This window comes from Gordonia sp. N1V (assembly GCF_029269935.1).
Lineage (GTDB): Bacteria > Actinomycetota > Actinomycetes > Mycobacteriales > Mycobacteriaceae > Gordonia > Gordonia polyisoprenivorans.
The window spans coordinates 156547-169749 of sequence record NZ_JARJDD010000009.1; the positions used below are offsets into that span (position 1 = coordinate 156547).

General features: G+C 67.0%; 14 protein-coding genes. 6 read left to right on the plus strand and 8 right to left on the minus strand.

Annotated features, from left to right (window positions below; genetic code table 11):
* Positions 1-103: 103 nt before the first annotated feature.
* Positions 104-1102 (minus strand): oxygenase MpaB family protein, encoded by a 999-nt coding sequence (locus P3L18_RS14010; protein WP_079929084.1) that lies wholly within the window; start codon positions 1100-1102, stop codon positions 104-106.
* 190 nt (positions 1103-1292) lie between these two features.
* On the opposite strand from P3L18_RS14010, the gene P3L18_RS14015 reads away from it, so the two are divergent.
* Entirely contained in the window at positions 1293-1769 is a 477-nt protein-coding gene (locus P3L18_RS14015; protein WP_276114377.1) for a hypothetical protein, read from the plus strand.
* 24 nt (positions 1770-1793) lie between these two features.
* Here P3L18_RS14015 and P3L18_RS14020 read toward each other — a convergent pair whose 3' ends face one another.
* Positions 1794-2666, minus strand: coding sequence for a biotin-dependent carboxyltransferase family protein (locus P3L18_RS14020; RefSeq protein ID WP_079929086.1), 873 nt, complete (start codon positions 2664-2666; stop codon positions 1794-1796).
* Positions 2663-3328 (minus strand): carboxyltransferase domain-containing protein, encoded by a 666-nt coding sequence (locus tag P3L18_RS14025; RefSeq protein WP_079929087.1) that lies wholly within the window; start codon positions 3326-3328, stop codon positions 2663-2665. The genes P3L18_RS14020 and P3L18_RS14025 overlap by 4 nt, the downstream gene beginning before the upstream one ends.
* Positions 3329-3463: 135 nt before the next feature.
* Between P3L18_RS14025 and P3L18_RS14030 the strand changes: the two genes are divergently transcribed.
* The 4 genes from P3L18_RS14030 to P3L18_RS14045 all read left to right on the plus strand — a co-directional run bounded on the left by P3L18_RS14030 (position 3464) and on the right by P3L18_RS14045 (position 7617).
* A complete protein-coding gene (locus P3L18_RS14030; RefSeq protein ID WP_079929097.1) occupies positions 3464-4408 on the plus strand; it encodes a carbohydrate kinase in 945 nt (314 codons plus the stop codon).
* A 67-nt stretch (positions 4409-4475) separates the two neighbouring features.
* Positions 4476-5798, plus strand: a complete 1323-nt coding sequence (locus tag P3L18_RS14035; RefSeq protein ID WP_079929088.1) for a citrate synthase — start codon at positions 4476-4478, stop codon at positions 5796-5798.
* 82 nt (positions 5799-5880) lie between these two features.
* Entirely contained in the window at positions 5881-6249 is a 369-nt protein-coding gene (locus P3L18_RS14040; protein WP_006368237.1) for an FKBP-type peptidyl-prolyl cis-trans isomerase, read from the plus strand.
* A gap of 78 nt (positions 6250-6327) precedes the next feature.
* Positions 6328-7617, plus strand: a complete 1290-nt coding sequence (locus tag P3L18_RS14045; RefSeq protein WP_276114378.1) for a deoxyribodipyrimidine photo-lyase — start codon at positions 6328-6330, stop codon at positions 7615-7617.
* Here P3L18_RS14045 and P3L18_RS14050 read toward each other — a convergent pair.
* Positions 7569-8627, minus strand: a complete 1059-nt coding sequence (locus P3L18_RS14050) for an AsnC family transcriptional regulator (protein WP_276114379.1) — start codon at positions 8625-8627, stop codon at positions 7569-7571. The two genes, P3L18_RS14045 and P3L18_RS14050, sit on opposite strands and share 49 nt — an antisense overlap.
* Positions 8628-8693: 66 nt before the next feature.
* Between P3L18_RS14050 and P3L18_RS14055 the strand changes: the two genes are divergently transcribed.
* On the plus strand, positions 8694-10133 hold the full coding sequence (locus P3L18_RS14055) for an MFS transporter (RefSeq protein WP_276114380.1): 1440 nt from the start codon (positions 8694-8696) through the stop codon (positions 10131-10133).
* Between the two features lie 18 nt (positions 10134-10151).
* Here the strand turns inward: P3L18_RS14055 and P3L18_RS14060 are convergent, their stop codons facing one another.
* Genes P3L18_RS14060 through P3L18_RS14075 form a run of 4 tightly spaced genes read right to left on the minus strand, consistent with a single transcriptional unit; the run spans position 10152 to position 13154 of the window.
* A complete protein-coding gene (locus P3L18_RS14060) occupies positions 10152-11378 on the minus strand; it encodes an ABC transporter permease (RefSeq protein WP_276114381.1) in 1227 nt (408 codons plus the stop codon).
* Positions 11375-12271, minus strand: a complete 897-nt coding sequence (locus P3L18_RS14065) for an ATP-binding cassette domain-containing protein (protein WP_079929093.1) — start codon at positions 12269-12271, stop codon at positions 11375-11377. The genes P3L18_RS14060 and P3L18_RS14065 overlap by 4 nt, the downstream gene beginning before the upstream one ends.
* Entirely contained in the window at positions 12268-12870 is a 603-nt protein-coding gene (locus P3L18_RS14070) for a hypothetical protein (RefSeq protein ID WP_014361231.1), read from the minus strand. Before P3L18_RS14070 ends, P3L18_RS14065 begins: the two co-directional genes overlap by 4 nt.
* Positions 12870-13154, minus strand: coding sequence for a helix-turn-helix transcriptional regulator (locus P3L18_RS14075; RefSeq protein WP_006368244.1), 285 nt, complete (start codon positions 13152-13154; stop codon positions 12870-12872). Before P3L18_RS14075 ends, P3L18_RS14070 begins: the two co-directional genes overlap by 1 nt.
* Between the last annotated feature and the right edge of the window lie 49 nt (positions 13155-13203).

The following is a 13203-nucleotide window of genomic DNA, read 5'->3' on the forward strand; positions in this document are numbered from 1 at the left end:
GGTCTCGAGGCTCCTCGCTTGCGCTCGTCGCACCTCGACCACCTGGAAAGAATGCCTCGACCACCAAGAAAAGGCACCTCGACCATCGGGAGAAGGGCGTCGGTCAGAGTGATGCGTGGACGTGCGTTGGATAGTCGGCGGTGCGGGCGGCATGCACGGGGCAGTAGTGGATCGGGTTGTCGCGCTCGGCTTCTGGCGGCAGGTTGCGGGCGGGCGTCTCCACCAGGGGTGCGGAGTGCGGCACGCGTCCGCGGACGCGGTCCCATGCATCACGGGGACGGGGATGCCGGAGATAGCGTTTCGGCGTCAGTTGGTGCATCACGAGGTTGATCACCCTGCCCAGCAGGCGGAATCGTCGTTCGTCGGCCTCGCTCCACGGCAGATTCATCATCTCTCGGATGGGCTCGTCGTAGAAGCCGGTGGTCAGCCACACGAAGAAGCGCGCGTTCCGCGGTGCGATGTGACGACGCCACAACCCCTCCGGGATGAACGACAGAAACGGTGGGGGTGGTAGCGAGCCGATGTCGAGGACGGTGCGTACCGACTCGTGATCGCGGAGTACATTGCGGCACATGTGGTCCCAGTACTCGAGGAAGTCCTCGTAGGTCTCGGGAACAGGTCGCATCGACACGCCGTACTGCGCGTACCAGACCTTGGACTCCTCGAACAACTGGCGTTTCTGGGCTTCGGTGAGCCAGGGTCCGAATCGCTCGCAGAGCCGAACGTTGCCGTACCAGAAGGTGGCGTGCGCCCAGTAGAAAACGTCGGGATCGAGTGCGTGATAACGTGATCCGTCCGGCATTGTGCCCTTGATGGTGCGGTGATAGTCGCGCACCTCATGGCCGGTCGCGGCCGCACCATCGGTGGCCACCGGATCGAAGACGACGCCGCTGATCGGATACAACGACCGCAGCAGACGCTGCCATCTCTCTCCGAAGAAGTCCGAGTGATCCCAGACGGCCTGCCCCAACTTGGGATGCATGTTCTGCATCGATCCCGCCCACAGGCCCTGGAACATGCCGGTCCACGTCCCCCAGATCTGCCAGGTCAACGAGTCCGGGCCAAGCACTGCGGTGTCGGGTGGGGACGCAACCTGGGTCATGAGACGAAAGACTAGAAGCGTCTCACGCCGGAGTCAAGGCTCCCCCGATCGGGGGAGGCATGGTTCCTCCGGTGAATCGGTGGTCAGGTGAAGAGGCGAACCGCTCATCGACGGCAGAGTCATGGGTGTCAGAAACACCACGGACCGCCGGCCACACACCCGGCGGGCCACGGACGCAAGGGAGACCCCCATGAACACGATCACCACAGCCCGCCGCTTCCGTAACCGCGCACTCATCGGTCTCGCCGGCCTCGGGGTCGGCACCGGACTGGTGCTGGGCGGAGCGGGTCTGGCCACCGCCGGTACCGTGCCGATCACCCAACCCGGTGAGCCGACCGTGGCCATGACGATCACCAACCACACCAACCGCACCGAGTTCCTGCAGGGCGCCACTCCCGGAGCGGGGCAGTGGGTGCAGTCCCCGCGGGCGCAGCTGGCTCCCGGCGCCACCGAGATCATCGTCTCCAACGCACCGCACAGCTCATCGGAGAACGTCATGGTCACCTACCGGATCGGCGCATTCGGCCCCAAGGCGGTCTACAACATCGAGAACGCCAGGGGTGCAGTCAATCTGAACGCCACCGGAACCACCAGCGGCAACTACTGGATCAACGCACACATCGACACCGGCTACCCGACCGTCAATGTCGGCTACGACCTGTGGTGACCGGTGCCGGTTGGTCGCCGGCACTTACCGAGAGCGGAAACGCACCCGGTTGCCGGCGACCAGCTGACCGACCCGCGCCAGTGCCCCGGCGGTGAGTACCGCCACCACCGGATAGCCACCGGTCACCGGATGATCGGCGAGAAACAGTACCGGCTGCCCATTGGGTGGGACCTGAACCGCTCCGTGGGCAACGCCTTCCGAGGCCAGTTCGCCGACATCGGCACGATGGTGCAACAACGGATGATCCGACTCGTCGGGCCGCACCAGCCGCACCCCGACCCGGTCGGCGTCGGCGCTCACCACCCACTCGCCGACCATCAGATCCCCGACCCGGTGCAGGTGCCCGGAACGCGGACCTGCGCTCACATCGAGTTCGGCGACCGGCGGTGGTGTTGCCTCGACCGGCGCATGCGTCACCGCAGGCCATGGCCCGCTCTCGATGCCGACCTCGAGCAGATCACCTGCCGACAACGGCGGCGGCCCAAGCCCCGACAACGTGTCGGTGGACCGCGAACCGAGGACCGCGCCGACGTCGATTCCGCCCCGCACCGCAACGTAATTGCGACAACCCCATGTCGGCGCCGACACGGCCAGTTCCGAGCCCGCGGTCACGGTGACGGTCGCACCGAGGCCGACCGGCACATCGTCGACGAGTACCTGCGCACCCGCCCCGGTCACCGCGATCAGCAGGCCGCGCAGCGCCCGAATCCGTATCCCGCCCAACGTCGCCTCGATGACGGCCGCTGATTCGCGGTTTCCGACAAGACGATTGGCGAGTGTCATCGACACCAGGTCGGCAGCACCCGACCGGGGGACGCCGAGATGGGCCAGCCCGGGCCGACCCAGATCCTGGATCGTAGCGAACGGGCCGGGGTGGATCACCTCGATCGCGCTCACCGTGATTCTCCGGCGTCACTGCGGGCGGCGTCGACGAATCGCACCAGCGTGCCCGGGGCCAGCAACGACGGCGGATTCGCTGTTTCGTCCCACAGGTGGATACCGGTGCGGCCCAAGAGATGCCATCCACCGGGGCTCGTCCGCGGATAGATCGCACTGTATCCGGCGGCGACGGCCACCGCGCCGGCGGGCACCCGGGTGCGCGGCTGCGCGCGCCGGCCGATCCGGAGGAGCGGGTTGTCGGCATCCTCGGGGACGAGGTAGCCGAATCCCGGTGCGAAACCCATGAACTGGACGCGCCACCTCGTCGCGGTGTGCGCGGCGACCACATCACCGACCCCGCACCCCAGGGTGGTGGCGACCGCGTCGAGATCGGCGCCGTCGTAATGCACTTCGATTGTCACCTCGTCGTCGGTGTCCGGCGTCGTGTCGTCGTCGGTGACCGCACCGCGCAACACCCGGTGGATGCCCAAGGAGTCCGCGCCGACGCCGAGCTCGAACTGGATGAGGACGGTCGATGCGCTGGGCACGATCTCGGTGACACCGATCAGGTCGCCCGCCTCGCTCGCCGCACGCAGTGCCCGCTGCGCCCGACGCACCGCGACCGGGTCGTCGCCGAAGTCGAGGAGCACCGCATCGCGTCCCGCGGGCAACTCGTTCATATCCGTCGAATCTACCCGCCCACTGCTGTTTTGGTCTCGTCGTCGTTTCGCCCATAGCCGACATCGACGCCACCGGCGATGGCAGACTGATGCCGTGAAGACGGGATGGACGTGCAAAGTCGTCGGGATCGGTCGATGAGGGAGATCGTCGTGTGCGGCGAGGCGCTGGTGGACGTGGTAGCCACAGCTCCACCAACTGTCGGTGGAGGGCAACTGCCGCCGCTGCAGCCGGCCCTGGGCGGGGGACCGTTCAACGTCGCGATCACCTTGGGGCGGCTGGGAAGTGCGGTCTCGTTCTGTTCGGCGGTGTCGACCGACGACTACGGCGAGGCCATCATGTCGGCGTTGCGGCACAGCGGCGTCGGCACCACCCTGGTCCAACGACGTTCCGAGCCCACCTCGCTGGCCCTGGCGACCATCGGCGCCGACGGCGCCGCCCACTACTCGTTCTACGTCGAGGGCACCGCCGACCGCCTCGTCGCCGACCCCGGGCCGTTCGCGCCGACGGTCGCGGCGCTCGGCTTCGGCACGCTGTCACTGGTTCTCGAGCCCGGTGCGAGCGTGTACGAGTCGACGATGCGTCGCTGCCACGAGGAGGGGCGGCTCGTGCTCTGCGACCCCAACATCCGGGCGGCCGTCATCGCCGACGCCGACGCCTACCGCGCCCGCTTCGCGTCGTGGATGAACGCCGTCGACGTGGTCAAGCTCTCCGACGAGGACGCCGAGTGGCTCGGACGCGGACCGAACGGTTCGCGTCCTGCCGACTGGCTCGAGGCCGGGGTCTGCGCGGTGCTCGTGACCGCGGGCGCCGACGGTATCGACGTCGTCACCGCGTCGGGTACGAGTCGTATCCCGGCGCCGCGGGTGACCGTTGCCGACACCATCGGCGCTGGTGACAGCATCATGGGCGCGATCCTCCACCAACTCGACCGTGCCGGTGCACTGTCGTCGGCCGCGGTGCGCGACCTCGACGACGAGCAGTGGCGCGAGGTGGCGCGGTTCGCCGTGAAGGTGGCGGGGATCACCGTCTCGCGTCCGGGGGCGGACCCTCCGTGGGCGAGCGAGCTCGGGGGAGACTAGGTTAGGTTCTCAAGAGCCCGTAATGGGCGAAGAGGAAAATCTCGCACCTGAGTAAAGGGGTCCACGAGTGTCCGCTGAAACAGTCCCGGCCGACGGCACAACCGATGCGGCTTCGGCAACATTCACTTATCCCGGTGGGCAACTCGAGCTCCCGATCCTGAAGGCCACCGAGGGCAGCGATTCGGTCGAACTGGGCAAGTTCCTGTCCGAGACCGGATTGACCACGTTCGACGGTGGTTTCGTCAACACCGCATCCACCAAGTCGTCGATCACCTACATCGACGGCGACGCGGGCATCCTGCGCTACCGCGGTATCCCGATCGACCAGCTGGCCGAGAAGTCGACCTTCATCGAGGTCAGCTACCTGCTGATCTACGGCGAGCTGCCGACCCCGACCGAGCTCGAGGAGTTCACCAACAAGATCCAGCGGCACACCCTGCTGCACGAGGATCTCAAGCGGTTCTTCGACGGATTCCCGCGCAACGCCCACCCGATGCCGGTGCTCTCCAGCGCCGTCAACGCGTTGTCGGCGTACTACCAGGATTCGTTGGACCCCAAGGATCCCGAGCAGGTCGAACTGTCGACGATCCGTTTGCTGGCCAAGCTGCCGACGATCGCGGCCTACGCCTACAAGAAGTCGGCGGGCCAGCCGTTCCTCTACCCGGACAACTCGCTGAGCCTGGTGGAGAACTTCCTGCGGATGACCTTCGGCTTCCCGGCCGAGCCGTACGAGGTCGATCCCGAGGTCGCCAAGGCCCTCGACATGCTGTTCATCCTGCACGCCGACCACGAGCAGAACTGCTCGACGTCGACGGTCCGGCTGGTCGGCTCGTCGCAGGCCAACCTGTTCACCTCGATCTCCGGCGGCATCAACGCCCTGTGGGGCCCGCTGCACGGTGGCGCCAACCAGGCCGTGCTCGAGATGCTCGAGGACATCAAGAACTCCGGCGGCGACACCCAGGCGTTCATGACCAAGGTCAAGAACAAGGAAGCCGGCGTGAAGCTGATGGGCTTCGGACACCGCGTGTACAAGAACTACGACCCGCGCGCGGCGATCGTGAAGAAGACCGCCGATCAGATCCTCACCTCCCTCGGCGTGCAGGACGACCTGCTCGACATCGCCAAGGGCCTCGAAGAGGTCGCGCTCAACGACGACTACTTCATCGAGCGCAAGCTCTACCCGAACGTCGACTTCTACACCGGCGTCATCTACCGCGCCATGGGCTTCCCGACCCGGATGTTCACCGTGCTGTTCGCACTCGGCCGGCTGCCCGGCTGGATCGCGCACTGGCGGGAGATGAACACCGATCCGACCGGCAAGATCGGGCGCCCGCGCCAGCTCTACACCGGTTACACCGAGCGCGACTACATCGCACGCGGGGATCGCTGAGGCGCTCGCCCACCCCGACGGGCACTCTCGTCCACGAGGGACCCGAGCCACCAGAGAACCGATGACTCAAAGGAGAGTCCCGATGACCAGTGCCGAAAAGCCAGAAGTCGAATTCCCGGAGGGCCCGGCCCCCGCCGAACTCGAGGTCGTCGATCTCGTCGAGGGTGACGGAGCGCAGGCCCAGCGCGGTGACGTCGTCGATGTCCACTACGTGGGAGTCGATTTCGAGTCGGGCGAGGAGTTCGACTCGTCGTGGGATCGCGGTCAGTCCGCGCACTTCCCGCTCGAGCGGCTGATCCCGGGCTGGCAAGAGGGAATCCCGGGAATGAAGGTCGGCGGCCGCCGGCGTCTGACCGTGCCGCCGAACCTGGCCTACGGTCCGCCCGGTGCAGGACACCGACTTTCGGGCCGCACCCTGGTGTTCGTCATCGATCTGCTGGGCGTGGGATAGATCTCCGCCGCCAAGCGCACCCGAGGCGGGTCGGCCGCGTCGACGTCGGAGACGCCGACCGGTACGGCTCTGCTGTGGTTGCGCCGTGATCTGCGTCTGGGTGATCTGCCGGCGCTCGCCGACGCGCTCGACGCCGCCGATCGCGTCCTGATCTGCTTCGTTCTCGACCCCCGGCTCGAGAAGTCCGCCGGCGACCGGCGTCTGGCGTTCCTCTTCGATTCGCTCCGCGAGCTCGATGAGCGCCTCGACGGTCGACTCCTTGTCGTGCGGGGTCGTCCCGACGAGGAGATCCCCCGGCTGGTCGAGGCCGTCGGTGCGTCGTCGGTGCATGTCTCCGAAGACTTCTCGCCGTTCGGCCGCCGTCGTGACGAGGCCGTGGTGGCGGCGCTCGACGACGCCGCCGATGTGTCGTGGGAGCCGGTCGGATCGCCGTACCTGGTGTCGCCCGGTCGCGTCACCAAGTCCGACGGCAGCCCCTACAAGGTCTTCACACCGTTCTTCCGGCAGTGGCGCGATCACGGGTGGCGCACACCCGCGTCGACGTCGGTCACCGCCGGTGATCTTCTCGACCCGTCCGACCTCACCCGCTCCGGTCGCATCCGAATCCCCAAGGCGCCCACGACGACCGACATCCCAGCCGGCGAGGCGGCCGCCCTGGCACGGTGGGGCGACTTCGTCGCCGAGGATCTCGCCGGTTACGACGACGACCGCAACCGGCCCGATCTCGATGTGACGAGCCGGATGTCGGCGTACCTGAAGTTCGGCAACATCCACCCGCGCACCCTGGCCGCCGACCTGACCGGCACCGGCAAGGGCGCGCAGGCGTACCTGCGCGAGTTGGCATTTCGTGACTTCTACGCCGACGTCCTCCATCATTGGCCGGAGTCGGCGTGGCACAACTGGAATCGCCAATTCGACGGCATCGACCTCGACACCGACGCCGCCGCCGACCGACGATTCGACGCGTGGAAGCAGGGGCGCACCGGTTTTCCGCTCGTCGATGCCGGCATGCGCCAGCTCGCACAGACCGGATTCATGCACAACCGCGTGCGGATGGTCACCGCGTCCTTCCTCGTCAAGGATCTACACCTGCCGTGGTGGTGGGGTGCGGGGTGGTTCCTCGATCAGCTTCTCGACGGCGACATGGCGTCCAACCAGCACGGCTGGCAGTGGGCGGCCGGCACGGGAACCGATGCGGCGCCGTACTTTCGGGTGTTCAACCCGGAGGCGCAAGCGAAGAAGTTCGACCCCGACGGCGCCTACGTCGCGCAGTGGGTGCCCGAGTACGGTACCGACGACTATCCGGAGCCGATCGTCGATCACAAGGCCGAACGGGAAGAGGCCCTGCGTCGGTTCGGCGAGATCTGAGGCGGCGCGAGTTTGTCGCCGTGCACGAGTGCGCCCGCATGTTTGACCCGGCGCAGCAGCGGGACGAGTTCGTAACCGGTGATCCCGTCCAGCCGTGCAAGGTCTTCGGTGACAAAGGAATAGAGGTCGTCGGGGCCTGCGCCGATCACATTCGCCGTCAGATTGGCCCGGCCGGTGACCGCGGCGGCAAACGGGATCCGGGTATCGGTACCCAACGCCTGCCCCACCGAGGCCAGTGATCGGGGCACAACCGTGAGCCATAACGCGTTGCTGCGCAACCCGATTGCCGCGGTTGCCAGGTCCACGTGGAAGTAGGCCACCCCGGAACCGATGAGACGCTCCACGCGACGAGTCACCTTCCCGGGCGTACTCCCCGCAGTGCGCGCCAGCGTCGAGTACGAGACCCGGCCGTCCCGGCCGAGCTCGTCGATCAGGAGGCGGTCGATGTCGTCGAGCTCCGCCCGAACACCTTTCGACGACACCACCGGTGGTGCGGTCGCTCGCAACGCCGCGGTCTGTGCGGACGTGAGGACATCGCTCCACGTGTCCTGATGCTCGCCCGCCCCGCCGATGTAGGTGTGCAGGATCTCGGCGGGTGCGACGTCGAGCACCGGCGCGGACCTCGGCAACATCTCGTGCAGCAGCTCGTGCGTCTCGACGTCGGCAGGGGCTCGGAGATTGAAGTCGACCTCCCAGCCTGCCCCGTAGATCGACACCCACGACACGTCGTCGCGTGCGGCGATCGCCCGTGCGATGGTGTCGGCGCCCTCCGGTCGGCAGCGCACGCGTACGAGCCAGTTGGCGCCGCCGTGTAGATCGGCGGTCATCGTGACCCGCAGGTATCCGTCGCGGCGCATCCGCCGGTAGCGTCGGGCCACCGTCTGCTCGGCCACATCGAGGATCTCGGCGAGTTCGGCGAAGGCCACCCGCGGCGAGATCTGCAGCGCCCGGGTGATCTGCGCATCCAGGGTGTCGAGGGTGGAGGATTCCAACGCTATCCGAGCACTCATGGGTGGAATCCTACGTCTGCTCGGACCGAGGGCGACGATGGTCGTTCGGGTCGCCAGACTTGGACCATGGCAAAGAAATGGTGGACGCTGGTCGTCGTCTGCGCGGCGACATTCATGTTGCTGCTCGACGTCACGATCGTCGTCGTCGCGCTCCCCGACATCGAACGCGCGCTCGGCGCGAGTTTCTCCCAGCTCCAATGGGTGACCGACGCCTACGCGCTGGCGCTGGCCTCGTTGCTGCTGACCTCCGGATCGATCTCCGACAAATTCGGCCGGCGCCGCATCTTCTCGATCGGCCTGGTCATCTTCACCCTCGGTTCGCTCCTGTGCGGGGTGGCGCAGGACCCGACGATGCTCATCGTGTCCCGGGCACTGCAGGGCATCGGCGGGGCGATGCTCTTCGCGACGTCGCTGGCGTTGCTGGCCGCGACCTTCCACGGCCGTGAACGTGGACTGGCCTTCGGCGCGTGGGGTGCGGTCACCGGTATCGCGACGGCTCTCGGACCGATCCTCGGCGGTGTGCTGACCACCGGTATCACCTGGCGGGCGATCTTCCTGGTGAACCTGCCCATCGGCATCGTCGCCCTGTACCTGACGCTGCGGATGGTCGACGAGTCCCGTTCGCCGCACGCGCGGCGCATCGACTGGCCGGGAGTACTCACCTTCACCGCGGGACTGCTCGTCGGCGTCTACGGACTCACCGAGGCGGGGCAGCGGTCGTGGACCGACGGCCTGGTGCTGGGGTGTTTCGCGGCGGCCGCGGTGCTCCTGGTGGCCTTCGTGATCGTCGAACTGCGCGTCGCGCAGCCGATGTTCGACCTGGGGTTGCTGCGCATCCCGACCTTCGGTGGTGGGCTGATCGCGGCCTTCACGATGAACGGGTCACTGTTCGCGATGCTGCTCTATCTTGTTCTCTACCTGCAGAATTCGCTCGGCTACTCGGCCCTGGAGACCGGTCTGCGCCTGCTGGTGATGTCGGGTTGCACGATGATCTTCGCGACGATCGCCGGCCGCCTGTCCGAGCACATGCCGGTGCGATGGCTGATCGGCCCCGGGCTGGTGCTGGTGGGCGGCGGACTGTTCTTGATGGCCGGGCTCGACACCGGCTCGTCGTGGACCCATCTGATCCCCGGGCTGGTCATCGCCGGTATCGGCAGCGGCCTGGTCAATCCGCCGCTGGCCGCCACCGCGGTCGGTGTGGTGCCGGTGCACCGGTCCGGGATGGCCTCGGGCATCAACACCACCTTCCGTCAGATCGGCATCGCGGTGGGTATCGCGGTGTACGGATCGCTGTTCAGCTCGCGGATGACCAGTTCGATGCACGACAACCCGGCCGGTGGCGTCCACGCCGCCTACGCCGACGGACTGAATCTGCTGTTCTGGGTCAGCGGCGTGGTCGCCGTGCTCGGTGGGGTGTGCGCACTCGTGATGATCCGGTCCAAGGACTTCGTGCCGCAAGGACCCGCGCCGGTCGCCGACGACGAACCGGAGCAGGTCCGGGCCTGAGTCACCGGGTCCTGACGTTCACCGGGTCATCGACAGGACCTCGGACCACTTGACCCGGCTGCCGGTCCGCAGGATCGACCGCTGGTAGATCCGCGCCGCGATCCAGGTGGCCACCGCGCAGGCCGCGATCATCAGGATCAGGGTGATGACGATCTGCATGGCATCGGTGTCACCGGTCGCGATCCGGATGGGTACCAGCACCGCGGAGAACGGCGGAATCCAGGTCAGCACTTGGATGAAAGTGGAGTCGAGGGCCTGGATTCCGAAGATCCCCGCGTACATCACCGCCATCGACAGCACGGTCAGCGGCATGATGGTCGACCCGAGTTCCTCCTGACGGGACACCAGCGCACCGGCGGCGGCGTACAGCGTGGCGAAGAAGACGAATCCGAGGAGAAACCAGATGAGGGTGGCCGCGAACATCCCGACCGCGGTGCCCGCGATGGTGAGCATTCCGGTTGCCGCACCGGCGATCAGGGCTGTCGCGCCGAGCACCACCACCTGACCGAGCGCGACGACGCCGATGCCGAGGATCTTGCCCCACATCAGGTGCAGCGGTTTGACGGTGGCCAGCAGCAGCTCGACGATGCGTGAGGTCTTCTCCTCGACGACGCCGACGGCGATCATGTTGCCGCCGAGCATGATCGCCATGATCAGCAACATCGCCCCGACGATGGCGATGATGATCCGCTGGCCGTTGTCGGGCTTGGCCGGCTGGGTTTGATCCTCGGCGATCGTGGCACGTGGCAGATCGGCCGCATCGACACCGCGTTGGGCCAGACCGGTGGCGAGGGTGGTCTGGGAGATCGATGAACGCAGCACACCCGAGAGCGTGTCGGAGAGTCCGTTTTTGCTGATCAATGTGAAGGACCCGGACGGTCCGACGACGATCGCGCCGTCGAGATCACCGCTGTCGACCTGGGAACGGGCCTGGGCCGGGGAGTCGACGGTCCGCACCGAGACGGGGGTGCCGGCGGCCTTGCCGACCTCGGTGACCGTCGTCGAGAGGGAGGTGTCGGCGCCGACGATGCCGACCTTGTCGGTGTCGGTGCCGCCGCCGCTGAACGCCTTCCAGACGATCAGCCCGATCACGATGACGAGCATCAGCGCGATGGTGCTCCACAGGAACGACTTGGTGCGGGCGCGGGTGGAGATCTCGCGTTCGGCGATGAGCCACACCGACGTCATCGCGCCGGCACCGCCGTCGGGTGCGGTCGGGGGCAGGGTCTGGGTTGGGGTGCTCATGCCGATACCACCTCTCGGAACATGTCGGTCAATGACGGTGTGGATCTGGTGAAGCGGTGTACCGGCCCGGTGTGCAGGGCCGCGGCGAGCACCTGCTGGTCATCGACGGAGTCGGGGTCGATGCTCAGCAGCGTGGTCGGTCCGTAGTCGGCGTCGAGAACCCCGGGAATACCGTCGGCCCAGGCGGTTCCGATGCCGGGGCCCTCGACCTCGAGGGTCACCCCGCCGCGGGCGCGCAGGCTCTCGACGCTGCCCAGCGCGCGCATCTGTCCCTTGACGACGATGCCCACGCGGTCGCACAGGCGCTGCACGAGGTCGAGTTGGTGTGAGGAGAAGATCACCGGGATGCCCTCGGCCGCTTTCTCTTTGAGGACGTCGCTCATGACGTCGACGGCGACCGGGTCGAGGCCGGAGAACGGCTCGTCGAGAACCAGGACCGCGGGGTCGGCGATGAGTGCGGCCGCCAGCTGGACGCGCTGCTGGTTGCCCAACGACAGATCGGCCACGTTGTCGCCGAAACGTGATGCCACGCCGAGACGTTCGGTCCAGCGGTGCGCCGACTCGTCGGCCTGGGCCGCCGACATCCCGTGCAGCCGGGCGAGGAAGCGCAACTGATCGCCGACCTTCATCTTGGGATAGAGTCCGCGCTCCTCGGGCATGTAGCCGATACGACGACGGGTGGGCAGGTCGATCGGGCGGTCGCCGAGTGCGACAGTGCCCGAGTCGGCGGCCAGTACGCCCAGGATGATCCGCATGGTCGTGGACTTGCCGGCGCCGTTGCTGCCGACGAAGCCGAAGATCTCCCCGGGTTGGACAGTGAAGGTCATGTCGTGCAGGGCGACGACGTCACCGTATTTCTTGTGTAGGCCGTCGATGATCAACGGGTCGCTCATCGGAGCTCTCCCTTCCAGGTGGACGATTCGGGTTCGGCATAGTCTTCGGGGTCGGAGTCGGCCATCCACCACGCGGTGAGCATCGACGGCAGCACTCCGGCGGCGAGTACCAGCGAGATCAGCAGAATGGCGACGCCGTAGATCGCCTGGCGGTCGATGTGGTCGGGGATCGACATCGCGATCAGGATGAAGTACGGGATGAACATCAGCGAGAAGAGCACGATGAAAGCGATCGAGCGCGCCGAATTACGTTGGGCGAGCTGGATTTCGTCGAGGGCGCTGACCGGTGCGTCGCCGACCGAGCCGGTGATGATGCGCAGGAGTCGCTGAGCGGTGATCGTGACGACCGCGCCGAGTATCCACGGCGGGAGGAACCAGATGTCGGAGAAGAACCCGATGACGGCACCCACGATCATCAGGGCGATGGCGAGCGCCTGGGCGACGACCACGCGCCGGTAGGCGCGGCGGTTGCGCCAGCGGGGCAGCCGATGCGCGTGGCGTGCGGTGAAACGGCGGTGACGCTCACCGCGCCACTCGTCATAGCGTCGCCACAGTTCGGGCTGTGCCTCTTCGGGGATGGCTGAATTCTGGTCGTACATCAGGCACCTGTCCCTTCGTTGGATCGGCGGGAGTACAGCTCGGCCGACATCGCGCCGAATTCGGTGCGACTGAACACCGCTTCGACGGGGAGCTCGAACACATCGCAGATGCGGAAGGCGAGGTCGAGGCTCGGATAGTGATCACCGCGTTCGAGAGCGCCGACGGTCTGCACGTTGATCCCGACGAGTGCCGCCAGTGCGGCCCGAGACATCCGACGCTCGGCGCGCAGGACGCCGATGCGGTTGAAGATCGGGAGCTTTTCTCCCCGTCTGACCGGACTCATAGAACCAAGTGTTGGGAAAACCCAACAATCTGTCAAGTCTGCATGCGGA

Coding starts and splice junctions, on each gene's coding strand:
- P3L18_RS14055 (WP_276114380.1), top strand. CDS start 8,694: ATGGCAAAGAAATGGTGGACGCTGGTCGTCGTCTGCGCGGCGACATTC.
- P3L18_RS14010 (WP_079929084.1), bottom strand. CDS start 1,102: ATGACCCAGGTTGCGTCCCCACCCGACACCGCAGTGCTTGGCCCGGAC.
- P3L18_RS14025 (WP_079929087.1), bottom strand. CDS start 3,328: ATGAACGAGTTGCCCGCGGGACGCGATGCGGTGCTCCTCGACTTCGGC.
- P3L18_RS14070 (WP_014361231.1), bottom strand. CDS start 12,870: ATGTACGACCAGAATTCAGCCATCCCCGAAGAGGCACAGCCCGAACTG.
- P3L18_RS14050 (WP_276114379.1), bottom strand. CDS start 8,627: ATGAGTGCTCGGATAGCGTTGGAATCCTCCACCCTCGACACCCTGGAT.
- P3L18_RS14015 (WP_276114377.1), top strand. CDS start 1,293: ATGAACACGATCACCACAGCCCGCCGCTTCCGTAACCGCGCACTCATC.
- P3L18_RS14060 (WP_276114381.1), bottom strand. CDS start 11,378: ATGAGCACCCCAACCCAGACCCTGCCCCCGACCGCACCCGACGGCGGT.
- P3L18_RS14075 (WP_006368244.1), bottom strand. CDS start 13,154: ATGAGTCCGGTCAGACGGGGAGAAAAGCTCCCGATCTTCAACCGCATC.
- P3L18_RS14040 (WP_006368237.1), top strand. CDS start 5,881: ATGACCAGTGCCGAAAAGCCAGAAGTCGAATTCCCGGAGGGCCCGGCC.
- P3L18_RS14030 (WP_079929097.1), top strand. CDS start 3,464: ATGAGGGAGATCGTCGTGTGCGGCGAGGCGCTGGTGGACGTGGTAGCC.
- P3L18_RS14065 (WP_079929093.1), bottom strand. CDS start 12,271: ATGAGCGACCCGTTGATCATCGACGGCCTACACAAGAAATACGGTGAC.